Source organism: Halomonas lysinitropha, from assembly GCF_902500215.1.
Lineage (GTDB): Bacteria > Pseudomonadota > Gammaproteobacteria > Pseudomonadales > Halomonadaceae > Halomonas > Halomonas lysinitropha.
Genome location: NZ_CABVOU010000039.1, coordinates 309,137 through 323,070, shown reverse-complemented (window position 1 = coordinate 323,070; position 13,934 = coordinate 309,137). Strand labels below are relative to the sequence as shown.

Sequence of the window (13,934 nt, the reverse complement as noted above, 5' to 3'; positions counted from 1 at the left end):
GGCCTCATTGCGGGGGTTGGTCCAGCAATTCGCGGGCCTCCTCCTTGACATCCGGGTCGTGGGACTCGTCGATCAGGCTCTCGAGCAAGGCACGTGCCTGGCCGGACTCGCCGGCGTCAAGCAGGCGCCGCGCCTCGGCCAGGGTCGATGTGGAGGAAGCCGCCGCGGAAAAGTGGGCATTATCCCGCGAGAGAGGCGGGAAGGCCACCTCCTCGATGTCCCACTCCTCGTGCACGTCGCGATCCGCGTTGTTGCCGGGCTTGGTATCCACCGCGGCGTCGTCCCCGGCGTCGGACGCGGTGAACTCCACGCTGGGCTGCATCGGCGTTTCTTGGCGAGGGGCCGGGCGCTCTTCCAGAGTCGGCGGACTATAGTCGATGACGTCGCGTCCGTCTTCGCTGGCACGAGTGGTCAGTGGCACTGACGAAAACTCCTCTCCCCCTTCCGGCCCTTCGGATGTCGCCACGTCGGGGCGCTTGCCCCCGGGGGACGACACACCTTCCTGATCAGGCGCCGCACCGGACCGCTCGTCGCCCCGGGACGGCTCACCATCCTGAGCGGACGAGGCAATGTCTCCCGCCCGTGAGGCTGAGCCCTGCTGAGATTCTGGCTCCAGTTCGGGTGGCCGATAGCGAGCCAGCGGATCGGCCGGTTCACTGACGGGAGATTCCTTTTCAGGTTCCGGCGATACGGTGGGGGGTGTCTCTTCGGGCTCCGACGAGGCGACCGAAGACTCCTCCGGTGCCTCGGCGGGTGATGCCTCCTCGGCCGCAGGTGCTTCGTCGCCGTACGTCTCGTCGCTCTCGTCAGTCGCATCGGCGTCGTCGAAGCGACGCGGGGGAAGCTCGTCGGCCTCGGGGAAGACCGCCCGTTCGGCAGGCGTATTCGCCGAGGTGTCCGTGGCAGAGGCCGACGAAGCGCTGTGAGCATGGCGCTCCATCAGATGAGCTACCTGAACCTGAATATCCGGATCCCCGCCGGCGCGCAGCAACTCGGCCTGTCGGGTTGCCGCCGCATTGTCGCCCTGGGACAGCTGCACCCCCAAAAGCTTGAGCCTCAGGTCATCACGGTCTGGCTCTTGTGCCAGGTTGGATTCCAGCAGTTCGCGTGCCTGGTCGTGACGCCCGTAGGCGATAAAGATATCCGCTTCGCTGATGGCCTCGGCCTCGGGCATGGACGTGCGCACCGACAGCTCCCTCTCTTCGCGACGTACATCGGCTCTCTGCGCTTCGGAGGTACCCGGTACCACGACACCACCTGCTGTTGAGTCCCACGGCTGAACCTCGCTGAACACCGCCGTCGGCTCGCTCTCCTCGCGACGACGACGACGTATCAGGGCCCACAGCGCCAGCAGTGCCGCCAGCCCGGCTCCACCCAGCAACAGATGGCGGCCGGAGTCACCCTGATAGAGCGCACCCCACCAAGGCGCCTGCTGGGAAGTTTCCGGCTCGCTGCCAGGCGCCACCACGCCACCGCTGCCTGCCGCATCAGCGCCTTGTTCTCCGGCACTCAGGGCGGCCAGCTGGTCACGCATGGCGTCCAGCTCTTCTCGCAGCTCACCGAGCTCAGATTGCAGCACATCCCGTTCACTGCGAACCGCCTCCAGGGCCTGACGATTCTCGCGCCAGCGAGACTCGAGGCGCAGCAGGCGCTGATCCTCGGTAAGGCCGCCGCTGCCCGCCATCAACCCCAGCACCTCGGGGTCGATGAACGGCCCCTGACCGGCATCACCCGAGGGCAATGCCAGGGAGACATCCGTCATCACCTCCGCCTGGTTTGCGTCGGTAGTCTCGTCATTCTCCTGCTGGGCCTGGTCCTCCTCGACGGGCGCCACACCTTCAGCGGCCACCTCGGCATCACTGAGCAGTGTCAACCGGGGGGCCTCCTCGTCAGTCACTTTCTCATCATTGTCGGAGGCAACGCTGGGCTCTGTCTCGGCCGTCTCTGCCTGCGCCTCGGCGGCAGGTTGAGCTGACGCATCTTCCTGCGCAGGGGCACTGGCCACTGCCGATGTTGCCGCATCGTTGGAACCGCCCAGGGCCACCCTGGCCGGTGCCCCACTGCCGCGGTTGGCCCAGGCCTGATTCATAGCCTGGACGATACGCTCAGCGTCGGCAGAGGAGCGTGCCGCGATGGCCTCACGAGGCGGCACTACCAGCGTGAAGCCGGCCCGCATGGCATTGATATTGCCGGACGGGAAGACCTCCGGATTGGCCTCCACCAGGGCAACCATCATCTGATTCCTGCTGATACCGCTGTCCGGTCGCAGCCGGCCAGCCACGGACCAGAGGGTATCGCCGCTGCGCACCCGTGCGGGGTCTCCCGAGCCGTCGCTGGAGGTTCGCGCCACCGGACGCGGCCCGGGTTCTGAGGCCGCGGAAGAAGAACTCGGCGAGGATGCTGACTGCTGCGGTGAAGCCGAGGACGCCACCAGGGCCGGAAGCTGATCATAGTCGGGCGGATCGAGCAGCAGGGTCACTTCCTGCAGTTGCTGGCCACTCGGCCAGTCGAAGCGCAGCAGAAGGTCGATCCAGGGCTCACGAACTGCGCGCTCAGTGGTCAGATCGACTACCAGACGCCCCTGGCGTCGAGTCACACCCATCCTCACGCTGGCCGCAAGCGGGGTGCGCGGCAGGCCAGCCGCCGAGAAAGCACTCTCATCGGCCACCGAGACATTGAGCAGTTCAGCTTGCAAGCCGCTGCTGTCAGTCAAGGGGATGCTCGCCCGCAACGGTGCATTGAGCGTCGAGTTCACCTCGGCCTCGCCCAGGCCCAGAGCCAGCGCCATCGGGCTGGCGGCGGAGAGCGAAAGCAGCATGGCAAATGTCAGCTTGCGTTTCATCGGGATCCCTTGCGTCGTTCCACTGCGCCCCGCCGGGCCCGGCGGTAGCCTGGTAATATATTCTTAGTCGTTATGATGAATATGTATCATATTCATTCTACCGGCGCCCTCATGGATCATCACTGTTCATCGTACTTTAAACATAAGCCATTGATCGCATGAGATGCGACCCTCGCTCGCGAAAACCGACAACCAATGGCCAACGAAAAGCGGGGCGCCTTGGTCGGCGCCCCGCTTTTTGCTCAAGTGGTCGTTGACGACCCCATCGGATTTATTGCTCACGCAGGATCTTCAGCATCCGCTTGAGCGGCTCGGCGGCGCCCCACAGCAGCTGATCGCCGACGCTGAAGGCCGAGAGATATTCGCCGCCCATGGCCAGCTTGCGCAGACGCCCCACCGGCACGCTCATCGTGCCAGTGACGGCCGCCGGCGTCAGGCCATCGATGGTGGCATCCTTGTCGTTGGAGATCACCTTCACCCAGTCGTTGTGCTTGGCCAGGCGGTCCTCGATCTCATCGATCGGGACATCCTTCTTGAGCTTGATGGTGAAGGCCTGGCTGTGGGAACGCATGGCGCCGATGCGCACGCAGAGACCGTCGATGGGGATCGGGTTGTCCTGGAGGCCGAGGATCTTGTTGGTCTCCACGGAGCCCTTCCACTCCTCCTTGCTCTGGCCGTTGTCCATGGCCTTGTCGATCCAGGGCAGCAGGCTGCCGGCCAGCGGGGCACCGAAGTTGTCGGTGGGGAATTCCCCGCTACGCATGGCCGCGGTGACCTTGCGATCGATATCGAGAATGGCGCTGCCCGGATCGGCCAACTCGTCGGCCACGCTGTCGCGCAGGCCGCCCATCTGGTTGAGCAGCTCGCGCATGTGCTTGGCGCCGGAGCCGGACGCAGCCTGATACGTCATGGAGGTCATCCACTCGATCAGGTCAGCCTCGAACAGGCCGCCCAGCCCCATCAGCATCAGGCTGACGGTGCAGTTGCCGCCGACGAAGGTCCTGGCACCCTTGGCCAGCTGGGCATCGATGACGCGCCGGTTGACCGGGTCGAGGACGATGGTTGCCTCGTCGGCCATGCGCAGGGTGCTGGCGGCGTCGATCCAGTAGCCCTTCCAGCCACCCTGGCGCAGGTCACCATAGACCTTCTCGGTGTACTCGCCGCCCTGGCAGGTCACGACCACGTCCAGCGCCTTGAGGGCTTCCAGGTCGAAGGCGTCCTTCAGCGGGGGAACGTCGACGCCGACATCGGGGCCGTCCTGGCCAACCTGGGAGGTGGTGAAGAAGATCGGCTCGATGCCCTTGAAGTCACCGTCATCGATCATCCGCTGCATCAGCACGGAACCCACCATGCCACGCCAACCGACAAAACCGACTTTCAACATGTGAAGTCCTCCAGAAATCGAATGTGAGAGATATTATACAGAAAGGAGGCCCGCCTCGCAGGCGACCAGGGCGACCCACCGCCGCTGCGCGACGTATCGCGACGCGAGCGTCGAGGCATCGAACCGTTCGCTCCTACAAGGGCACGATGCCAGCGCATACTGTGGGAGCACTGCTTGCAGCGCGATGGCGCCGTCAGGCGCCTAGGTAAACGCACCGTCGCTGCGCGACGGATCGCGATGCAAGCATCGCTCCCACAGTGCCTCGGAGCTAAACCGGAGTTATGGGAGCGACGGTTCGGCGCTCCGACTTCTTATCGCGATGGTGCCGCCAGGCGCCCTAAAAACCAACGCTGCTTACAACGCCTCGAACGCCGCCAGCACGGCGTCTCCCATCTCGGCGGTGGAGACGGTACGCGTGCCTTCGGCGGCAATATCGGCGGTTCGCAGGCCGTCATCCAGCACCTTGCCCACCGCATCCTCGATGCGCTTGGCCATGGCCGGCGCGTCCAGGGAGTAGCGCAGCATCATGGCCACCGAGAGAATGGTGGCGAGCGGATTGGCGATGCCCTGGCCGGCGATGTCCGGGGCGCTGCCGTGGCAGGGCTCGTACATGCCCTGGCCGCTCTCGTTGAGGGAGGCGGAAGGCAGCATGCCGATGGAGCCGGTGAGCATGGCGGCGGCGTCCGAGAGGATGTCGCCGAACATGTTGCCGGTCACCACGACGTCGAACTGCTTGGGGGCACGTACCAGCTGCATGGCGGCGTTGTCGACGTACATGTGGGAGAGCTCGACGTCCGGGTACTCCGGCGCCAGGCGCTCCATCACCTCGCGCCACAGGATGGTGACCTCGAGCACGTTGGCCTTGTCGACGCTGCAGAGCTTCTTGCTGCGCTTTTGCGCCATCTCGAAGGCGACCCGGCCGATACGCTCGATCTCGCTCTCGGAATAGACGTAGGTATTGAAGCCCACCCGCTCGCCATCACGCTCCTCGATGCCGCGGGGCTGACCGAAGTAGATGCCGCCGGTGAGCTCGCGCACGATCATGATGTCCAGGCCGGCCACCAGTTCCGGCTTGAGGCTGGAGGCAGACGCCAGCTGGGGATAGGTGATGGCCGGACGCAGATTGCCGAACAGGCCCAGCTGCTTGCGAACGCCAAGCAGGCCCTTTTCCGGGCGCTTGGCGAGGTCCTCGATCTTGTCCCACTTGGGGCCGCCCACGGCGCCCAGCAGGATGCCGCGCGCCGCCTTGGCCTTTTCCAGGGTCTCGGCGGGCAGCGGCTCGCCGTGAGCGTCATAGGCGGCGCCGCCCAACAGCCCCTCGAAGACCTCGACGTCGAGGCCGCGGGCCTGGCAGGCGGCCAGGATACGGGAGGCCTGGGCGGTGATCTCGGGGCCGATGCCATCACCCGGCAGTACAAGAATCTTCTGAGTCATTAATTGGTCCTTGTGCAACTACAGCCGGGTAACAAGGGCGCCGGGGGCAGGCCGAAGAGGAGGTCCTATGCCAGGGATGGCATCGGTAGCGTACAGGGAAGTATTCACAGCGCCTCCCCGATGGTCCGACACTTCGGGGCCTGCCGCCGGATCAGCCCGCGTTCCCGTCGGCAAGGGTGTAAGAGGTTGTCAAGCCTGAGCGGAATCGCGAAACAGCCAGGGCCGCGCCGCGCGGTGCTTCGCCTCGAAGGCACGGATGGCGTCCTCGTCCTTCAAGGTGATGCCGATGTCGTCCAGGCCTTCCAGCAGGCACTGCTTGCGGAACGCGTCCACCTCGAATTCGAAAATCTCACCGAAGGGCGTGATCACCCGCTGGTTCTCGAGATCCACGTCGAGCCGGTAACCCTCGTTGGCCTCGACCTCGTCGAACAGGCGATCCACGGTCTCCTCGGGCAGGGTCACCAGCAGCAGGCCATTCTTGAAGGCGTTGTTGTAGAAGATATCGGCGAAGCTCGGCGCGATCACCACGCGGAAGCCGAAATCCTCCAGGGCCCAGGGTGCATGCTCGCGTGAGCTGCCGCAACCGAAGTTGCGACGCGTCAGCAGCACGCTGGCCCCCTCATAGCGCAGCTGATTGAGCACGAAGTCGGGGTTCTTCGGGCGCTGGGAGACATCCTGACCGGGCTGCCCTTCGTCGAGGTAACGCAGTTCGTCGAAGAGGTTGACACCGAAGCCGGTGCGCTTGATCGATTTCAGAAACTGCTTGGGAATGATCAGGTCGGTGTCGACGTTGGCCCGGTCGAGCGGCGCGACGAGGCCTTGGGTGCGTTCGAATTTCTTCATGGTTCAGGCCTCCTGACCCTGGACGTCGTCATTGGCAGCATCGGTTCCAAGTCCCCTCACATCCACGAAGTGGCCGGCGATGGCCGCGGCCGCCGCCATGGCCGGGCTGACCAGGTGGGTGCGCCCGCCGAAGCCCTGGCGACCCTCGAAGTTGCGGTTGGAGGTGGAGGCGCAGTGCTCGCCGGCCCCCAGCTTGTCGGCGTTCATGGCCAGGCACATGGAGCAGCCAGGCTCGCGCCACTCGAATCCCGCCTCGATGAAGACCTTGTCGAGGCCCTCCGCCTCGGCCTGGCGTTTCACCAGGCCGGAGCCCGGGACCACCATGGCCAGCTGGATGGAATCGGCCACCTTCTTGCCGCGCGCCACCTTGGCCGCCTCGCGCAGGTCCTCGATGCGCGAGTTGGTGCAGGAGCCGATAAACACCTTGTCGAGACGAATATCGGTGATCTTCTGCCTCGCTGCCAGCCCCATGTACTCGAGGGCCCGGGTGTAGCCACGCTGGGTGGTCTCGTCGCCGGCCTCGGCCGGATCGGGCACCTCGCCGGAGATGCCGGTGACCATCTCGGGACTGGTGCCCCAGGAGACCTGCGGCTCGATCTCGGCGGCATCCAGGGTCACCACCTTGTCGAAGGCGGCGTCGGCATCGGAGACGAGATTGTGCCAGTCGGCCACCGCGGCGTCCCACTGCTCACCGGTGGGCGCATAGTGACGGTCACGCAGGTAGTCGATGGTAGTGTCGTCCACGGCGATCAGGCCGACCCGCGCCCCCGCCTCGATGGCCATGTTGCAGACGGTCATCCGGCCTTCCATGGAGAGTTCGCGGATGGCGCTGCCGGCGAACTCGATGGCATAGCCGGTACCGCCGGCGGTGCCGATCCGGCCGATGATGGCCAGCACGATATCCTTGGCGGTGACGCCTGTGCCAAGTTCACCCTCGACGCGCACCTGCATGTTCTTCATCTTCTGCGCCAGCAGACACTGCGTGGCGAGCACGTGCTCCACTTCGGAGGTGCCGATGCCGTGGGCCAGGGCGGCGAAGGCGCCGTGGGTGGCGGTATGGGAATCACCGCAGACCACGGTCATCCCAGGCAGGGTGGCGCCCTGCTCCGGTCCTACCACGTGGACGATCCCCTGGCGCGGGTCATTGATCTTGAACTCCTCGATGCCGAACTCGCCGCAGTTGTCGTCGAGGGTCTGCACCTGGATCAGCGACACCGGGTCCTTGATGCCGGCGTTCCCCTCCGCGCGCTCCTTGAGGGTGGTGGGCACGTTGTGGTCCGGGGTGGCCAGGTTGGCGTCGATACGCCACGGCTTGCGCCCCGCCAGACGCAGCCCCTCGAAGGCCTGGGGCGATGTCACTTCGTGGAGCAGTTGACGGTCGATGTAGATCAGCGCGGTGCCATCACCACGCTCCTTGACGAGGTGCTGCGACCACAGCTTGTCGTAGAGTGTCTGGCCTGCCATATCGCTCTCCCGGGCCTTGGGCCCTTCATTTTCTGTCCAGTCATAGGCATTTTCCGACGGCTCGCCCATAAAATCAATTCATGTTATTTATGGATTGGATTCCATTAAGGAATCCGAAATCATCGCCACGGGGGTGCCCATGGATACGCAGAGCCTGCAGGCCTTTCTCGCCGTGGCCGACAGCGGCAGTTTTTCCCGCGCCGCCGAGCAGCTGCACCTTACCCAGCCGGCGGTCAGCAAGCGAATCGCCGTGCTGGAGGGCCAGATCGACGCCCGACTGTTCGACCGCATCGGTCGTCGGGTGAGCCTCACCGAGGCCGGTCGGGTACTGCTGCCCCGGGCGCGGCAGATCCTGGTCATGGTTGACGACAGCCGCCGGGCGCTGGGCAACCTCGAGGGTAGCGTCGCCGGCAGCCTGACGCTCGCCACCAGCCACCACATCGGCCTGCACCGTCTGCCCCCGCTGCTAAAGGCCTATACTCGCGACCACCCCGAGGTCCGGCTCGACCTTCACTTTCTGGATTCCGAGCAGGCCTATCAGGGGGTGCTGGACGGCGAGCTCGAGATCGCCGTGGTCACCCTGGCACCGCATCCCGACCCGCAACTGCGGGTCGTCCAGCTGTGGATCGACCGCCTCTGCTTCGTCTGTGCAACCGACCACCCCCTCGCCGGCCGGGGGCGCCTGGCCCTCCGGGAGCTGTGCGCCTTCGACGCCGTGCTCCCCGGGCCGCTGACCTTCACCCGCAGCCTGATCGAGTCGCGCTTCGCCTCGGCCGGGCTCAACCTGCCGGTGGCGCTCTCTACCAACTACCTCGAGACACTCAAGATGATGACCGCCATCGGCCTGGGCTGGAGCCTGCTGCCGGCGCATTTGGTCGCCGGCGAACTGCACGAGCTGGAGGTCGACCATCCGCCCATCAACCGCCCCCTGGGCTATCTCGTGCATCGCAGCCGCACCCTCTCCAATCCGGCACGGGCCATGCTGGCCCAGCTCGACGCCGCCCGTGAGGCGGCTGCCAGGGAGTGGGGCTGACGCATCAGGCCATCGCGACGGACCGCGACGCAAGCGTCGAGGCGTCGAACCGTTCGCTCCCACAAGGGGCACAGTGCCGACATTATAAGTGGGAGCCCGGGACAACCTCATGGCAGATTGTTTAGACTGTTCACTATTTGCACGAGGATTCCCGTTCCGTGTCGGAGACTACCGCGGCGACCATCGTCCCCCGCCACGCCCTGGCCGGCGGGCTGATCCTCACCGGGCTCATCCTGCAGGTCGCACAGTTCACCGGGCTATTCCCGCTGGCCCATGCGGTGAGCTACTGCCTGTGGCTGGCCACGGCCCTGCTGTGGGTGGACATCCCCCGGCGCACCCGGCGCCAGGCGGGGATACTCGCCGCGCTGGGTCTGGGGCTGCTGGTAATGGCACGCACCTGGCACGGCGCCAGGATCGACTGGCCGGGCATCCTCGACGGCAACACCTACGTGGTCGCCATGCTGGTGGGGGTTAGCTTCATCGGCCTGATCGGCAACCTGCGCGGCCGGTCACGTCCAGCGGGCAAGGCCCTCACCGGGGCCCGCGGCGTGCTGGGCACCTGGCTGGGGGTCCATCTGCTCGGCTCCATCCTCAACCTCTCCACGGTGTTCATGGTCGGTGACCGCCTGGAGCGTCGCGGACCACTCACCACGCCCCAGCTACTGGGCCTCAACCGCGGCCTCTCCAGCGCGGCACTCTGGTCGCCCTTCTTCGCCTCCATGGGCGTGGTCATGACCCTGGCACCGGCGATGCACTACGCCATCATTCTCGCCTTCGGTCTGCCCCTGGCCATGGTGTCGGGCATGCTGACAGTCGGCGAGCTCTCGCGGCGTTTCGAACTGGCCGATACCGCCGGCTTCTCGCTTTCGCCACGCAGCCTGCTGATGCCGGTGTGCATGGCGGGCCTGGTGATGCTGTTCCACTACGTCATCACCCCCACCCTCTCCATCGTCAGCATCATCACCTTCCTGCTGCCGGGCGTGGCGCTGCTTTCCAATCTGCCCCGGGGCGCACGCTGGACCCTACGGCGAGTCCATCAGCACACTCTCAACCGCCTACCGGCCATGCGCAGCGAGATCTCGCTGTTCCTCTGCGCGGGACTGCTGACCCAGGGGCTATCGAGCTTCATCACCGCCGCCACGGACAGCACCTGGACGCTCTTTGCCCACTTCGGGCCCCTTGAGGCCGTCGCCAGTTTCCTGACTATCGTGCTCAGTGCCGTGGCCGGCCTGCACCCCATCATCGGCGTCTCCGTGCTCGCCTCGATGCTCGACCTGGACGCCGGCCAGCAGACCCTGTTCGCGTTCGTGGGCCTGGCCTCCTGGGCCGTCGGCACCAGCGTCGGTCCTCTCTCCGGCATCAATCTCTCACTGCAGGGACGATACGGCGTCAGCGGGACGACAATGATGCGCCACAACCTCGGCTACGCGGCGGTGATGGCCTTGCTGGTGGTAGTGAGCATCATAGGGCTTGATGCCTGGCTTTGAAGCTGCAAGGCAGTATGTGTCCCAAGCTGGAGGCTAGATGGGTTTTCCTTGTCACTTGTTCCTTGAAGCTTGTAGCTGGCCGCAGGCCTACTTTTTCGGCGCGCGAACGAAGTAGCGGTGGCCGCACTGGTGACAGGGCTCTATCCGCGCAACCCCTTCGAGCTCGACGATGGCATCGCAATGCGTGCAGGCCATGCGCCCGGGGGCGGCCATCTCGCCGGCGACATAGTCGGCGCGTGACGCCTCAAGGTCATCCTGGAGCTGCTCCCGCTCGATAACGCTGCGATCGGCGATGGAAAACAGCGACTCCACCACCTTGCGCGACAGCACGGAGAGGTCGATGCCTAGCCAACTGGCCACACTCTCGCCGCCGGCGCTCAAGTAACGGCGCATCTCCTTGAGGTCACGCTCTACCCAGGCACGCAGCAGCGACAGCTCATCCTTGGTGAACTCTTCCAGCTCGTCCTCGAACTCGACCGCCTCGTCCAGCTCTTTCTGCAGGTTTTCCCAGGTCAGCTCGTGCGCCCCGTCACGCAGTCGGTCGAGCATGCGCTCATACCCCCCGCGGAGGCGGTGTTCCTGGTGCGTATCCTTGTGCTCGCTCATGGTGCTCTCCTCGTGACGCGTCAGGGCTTGCCGGCCCGGCAGCGATACCCCATAGCCGCCGGATACCGTGCTGGGGTATGCTAACAGGCAATCAGAATCACCATTTAGACGACATCCCGCCGGAAAATCAATGGTTTCGCGCAGGCCCCGCGCACGACCTTGATGCCGGACAAGGGCCGCTGACATGCGCAGCACCGCACCGCTGCGCTCGACTTTCAAGGTACCCGAAGAGAGCGATGGACGCACAGTACAACCCCCACGATACCGAACGCGACGCCCAGCAGTTCTGGGACAACAACCAGTGCTTCAAGGCGGTAGAAGACGCCAGTCGCGAGAAGTTCTACTGCCTGTCGATGTTTCCCTACCCCAGCGGCAAGCTGCACATGGGGCATGTGCGCAACTACACCATCGGCGACGTCGTCTCGCGCTACCAGCGCATGCAGGGCAAGAACGTCATGCAGCCCATGGGCTGGGACGCCTTCGGCATGCCCGCCGAGAACGCCGCGATCCAGAACCGGGTACCGCCGGCCAAGTGGACCTACGACAACATCGATTACATGCGCACCCAGCTCAAGGCGCTGGGCTTCGCCTACGACTGGAGCCGCGAGTTCGCGACCTGCGATGTCGACTACTATCGCTGGGAGCAGTGGTTCTTCACCAAGCTGGTGGAGAAGGGGCTGGTCTACAAGAAGATGTCCACCGTCAATTGGGACCCCGTCGACCAGACGGTGCTGGCCAACGAGCAGGTGATCGAAGGGCGCGGCTGGCGCTCCGGGGCGCTTGTTGAGCGCAAGGAAATCCCGCTTTGGTTCCTCAAGATCACCGACTACGCCGAGGAATTGCTGGCCGACCTGGAGCGCATCGACTGGCCCGAGCAGGTCAAGACCATGCAGCGCAACTGGATCGGCAAATCGCGCGGCGTCGAACTCACCTTTGACGTCAAGCCCGCCGAGGGCTCCGGCCTCGAGGCCGTCGAGGAGCCGCTTGCGGTCTATACCACGCGTCCCGACACCCTGATGGGCGTCACCTACATGGCCGTGGCCGCCGACCATCCGCTGGCCAAGCAGGCCGCCGAGAGCAACCGGGCGCTGGCGGATTTCTGCGCCGAGTGCGCTCGCGGCGGCACCTCGGAAGCAGAGCTGGCCACCCGCGAGAAGAAGGGCATGCCCACCGGCCACCTGGCCGTCCATCCCCTCTCCGGCCGCGAGGTCCCGGTTTACGTGGCCAACTTCGTGCTGATGGAGTTCGGCACCGGGGCCGTGATGGCCGTGCCCGGCCACGACCAGCGCGACTGGGAGTTCGCCACCAAGTACGAGTTGCCTATCGAGGCGGTGATTGCCGACGAGAAGGGCCAGGCGCCGGACCTCTCCCAGGGCGCGCATGACGACTATGGCGTGCTGATCCATTCCGGCGAGTTCGACGGTCTGGCCTTCGAGACCGCCTTCGAGGCCATCGCCAAGCGCCTCGAGGTACTCGGCCGTGGCGTGGTGAAGACCAACTTTCGCCTGCGCGACTGGGGCGTGGCTCGCCAGCGCTACTGGGGGGCGCCGATCCCGGTCAAGTACGGCCCCGAGGGCCAGACCGTCCCGCTTACCGACGAGGAGCTGCCGGTGGCACTGCCCATGGAGGTCACCGTTGACGCTACCGGCTCGCCGCTCAAGCGCATGCCCGCGTTCTATGACCTCGGCGACGGCTGGACCCGCGAGACGGACACCTTCGATACTTTCATGGAGTCCTCCTGGTACTTCGCGCGTTTCTGCTGCGCCGACAACATGGAAGCGATGCTCGACGAGCGGGTCGACTACTGGCTGCCGGTGGACCTCTACATCGGCGGTATCGAGCACGCCATCCTGCACCTGCTCTACGCCCGCTTCTTCACCAAGCTGATGCGCGACCTGGGGCTGGTGAAGAGCGACGAGCCCTTCCAGCGCCTGCTCACCCAGGGCATGGTGATCGCCGAGACCTACTATCGCCCCACCGAGAACGGCGGCAAGGCGTGGTTCAACCCCGCCGATGTCGAGGTCAAGCGCGACGAGAAGGGCCGCCCCGTCAGCGCCGTGCTGGCCAGTGACGGGGAGCCGGTGGAGATGGGCGGCATCGAGAAGATGTCCAAGTCAAAGAACAACGGCGTCGACCCGCAATCCATGATCGACCGCTTCGGTGCCGACACCGTGCGCCTGTTCATGATGTTCGCCGCCCCGCCGGAACAGTCCCTGGAGTGGTCCGACGCCGGCGTCGAGGGGGCCCATCGCTTCCTCAAGCGCCTGTGGCGCCTGGTCAGCGAGCACCTCGCGGCTGGCGAGCCCGGCACGCTCGACCTCGGCGCCCTCACCGAGCCCCAGCGTGAACTGCGTCGCAAGACCCACGAGACCATCAAGAAGGCCGGTGACGACATCGGCCGGCGCACCACCTTCAACACCGCCATCGCCGCGGTCATGGAGCTGACCAACGCCCTCTCGAAGTTCGAGGACGCCTCGCCCCAGGGCCTGGCCGTGGCCCGCGAGGCGGTGGAAGCCTGCGTGCTGCTGCTCGCGCCGATCACCCCCCACGCCTGCCACACGCTGTGGCAGGCGCTCGGCCATGACGAGCCGGCGATCGATGCCCGCTGGCCACAGGTCGATGAATCGGCCCTGGCGCGCGACACCATCGAGCTGGTGGTGCAGGTGAACGGCAAGCTGCGTGCGCGCATCGAGGCCGAAGCCTCCGCGGAAAAAGCCGACATCGAAACCCAGGCCCTGGCGGCCGAGAATGTCCAGCGCCACCTCGACGGCAAGACGGTCTACAAGGTGATCGTGGTGCCCGGCAAGCTGGTCAATATCGTGGCCGGCTGAACGCCGCACC

General features: G+C 65.6%; 9 protein-coding genes. 3 read left to right on the top strand and 6 right to left on the bottom strand.

The features are described from left to right. Positions 1–4: 4 nt before the first annotated feature. The 5 genes from HALO32_RS13175 to leuC all read right to left on the bottom strand — a co-directional run bounded on the left by HALO32_RS13175 (position 5) and on the right by leuC (position 7,967). Complete coding sequence (locus HALO32_RS13175; RefSeq protein WP_151444320.1) at positions 5–2,842, bottom strand: FimV/HubP family polar landmark protein; 2,838 nt, start codon at positions 2,840–2,842, stop codon at positions 5–7. A 271-nt stretch (positions 2,843–3,113) separates the two neighbouring features. Then, the gene (gene asd, locus HALO32_RS13170) at positions 3,114–4,226 is read right to left on the bottom strand and encodes an aspartate-semialdehyde dehydrogenase (protein ID WP_151444318.1); all 1,113 of its coding nucleotides are present in this window, start codon (positions 4,224–4,226) and stop codon (positions 3,114–3,116) included. A 354-nt stretch (positions 4,227–4,580) separates the two neighbouring features. After that, positions 4,581–5,660: a 3-isopropylmalate dehydrogenase gene (leuB, locus tag HALO32_RS13165; RefSeq protein ID WP_151444317.1), complete on the bottom strand. Its 1,080-nt coding sequence runs from the start codon at positions 5,658–5,660 to the stop codon at positions 4,581–4,583. A 189-nt stretch (positions 5,661–5,849) separates the two neighbouring features. Continuing rightward, complete coding sequence (leuD, locus tag HALO32_RS13160) at positions 5,850–6,503, bottom strand: 3-isopropylmalate dehydratase small subunit (RefSeq protein ID WP_151444315.1); 654 nt, start codon at positions 6,501–6,503, stop codon at positions 5,850–5,852. A gap of 3 nt (positions 6,504–6,506) precedes the next feature. Next, on the bottom strand, positions 6,507–7,967 hold the full coding sequence (leuC, locus tag HALO32_RS13155) for a 3-isopropylmalate dehydratase large subunit (RefSeq protein ID WP_151444314.1): 1,461 nt from the start codon (positions 7,965–7,967) through the stop codon (positions 6,507–6,509). Between the two features lie 139 nt (positions 7,968–8,106). On the opposite strand from leuC, the gene HALO32_RS13150 reads away from it, so the two are divergent. Both HALO32_RS13150 and HALO32_RS13145 read left to right on the top strand, forming a co-directional pair. Continuing rightward, complete coding sequence (locus HALO32_RS13150) at positions 8,107–9,000, top strand: LysR family transcriptional regulator (RefSeq protein ID WP_151444313.1); 894 nt, start codon at positions 8,107–8,109, stop codon at positions 8,998–9,000. 158 nt (positions 9,001–9,158) lie between these two features. Further along, positions 9,159–10,487 (top strand): hypothetical protein, encoded by a 1,329-nt coding sequence (locus HALO32_RS13145; protein ID WP_225809998.1) that lies wholly within the window; start codon positions 9,159–9,161, stop codon positions 10,485–10,487. A gap of 87 nt (positions 10,488–10,574) precedes the next feature. On the opposite strand, the gene HALO32_RS13140 is transcribed toward HALO32_RS13145, so the two are convergent. Continuing rightward, a complete protein-coding gene (locus tag HALO32_RS13140; RefSeq protein WP_151444312.1) occupies positions 10,575–11,093 on the bottom strand; it encodes a zinc ribbon-containing protein in 519 nt (172 codons plus the stop codon). A 236-nt stretch (positions 11,094–11,329) separates the two neighbouring features. On the opposite strand from HALO32_RS13140, the gene leuS reads away from it, so the two are divergent. Further along, on the top strand, positions 11,330–13,924 hold the full coding sequence (gene leuS, locus HALO32_RS13135; RefSeq protein ID WP_151444311.1) for a leucine--tRNA ligase: 2,595 nt from the start codon (positions 11,330–11,332) through the stop codon (positions 13,922–13,924). The last annotated feature ends 10 nt before the right edge of the window (positions 13,925–13,934 follow it).

Excerpts from the sequence above, each read along its gene's own strand:
- HALO32_RS13175 (WP_151444320.1), bottom strand. The coding sequence starts at position 2,842 with ATGAAACGCAAGCTGACATTTGCCATGCTGCTTTCGCTCTCCGCCGCC.
- asd (WP_151444318.1), bottom strand. The coding sequence starts at position 4,226 with ATGTTGAAAGTCGGTTTTGTCGGTTGGCGTGGCATGGTGGGTTCCGTG.
- leuB (WP_151444317.1), bottom strand. The coding sequence starts at position 5,660 with ATGACTCAGAAGATTCTTGTACTGCCGGGTGATGGCATCGGCCCCGAG.
- leuD (WP_151444315.1), bottom strand. The coding sequence starts at position 6,503 with ATGAAGAAATTCGAACGCACCCAAGGCCTCGTCGCGCCGCTCGACCGG.
- leuC (WP_151444314.1), bottom strand. The coding sequence starts at position 7,967 with ATGGCAGGCCAGACACTCTACGACAAGCTGTGGTCGCAGCACCTCGTC.
- HALO32_RS13150 (WP_151444313.1), top strand. The coding sequence starts at position 8,107 with ATGGATACGCAGAGCCTGCAGGCCTTTCTCGCCGTGGCCGACAGCGGC.
- HALO32_RS13140 (WP_151444312.1), bottom strand. The coding sequence starts at position 11,093 with ATGAGCGAGCACAAGGATACGCACCAGGAACACCGCCTCCGCGGGGGG.
- leuS (WP_151444311.1), top strand. The coding sequence starts at position 11,330 with ATGGACGCACAGTACAACCCCCACGATACCGAACGCGACGCCCAGCAG.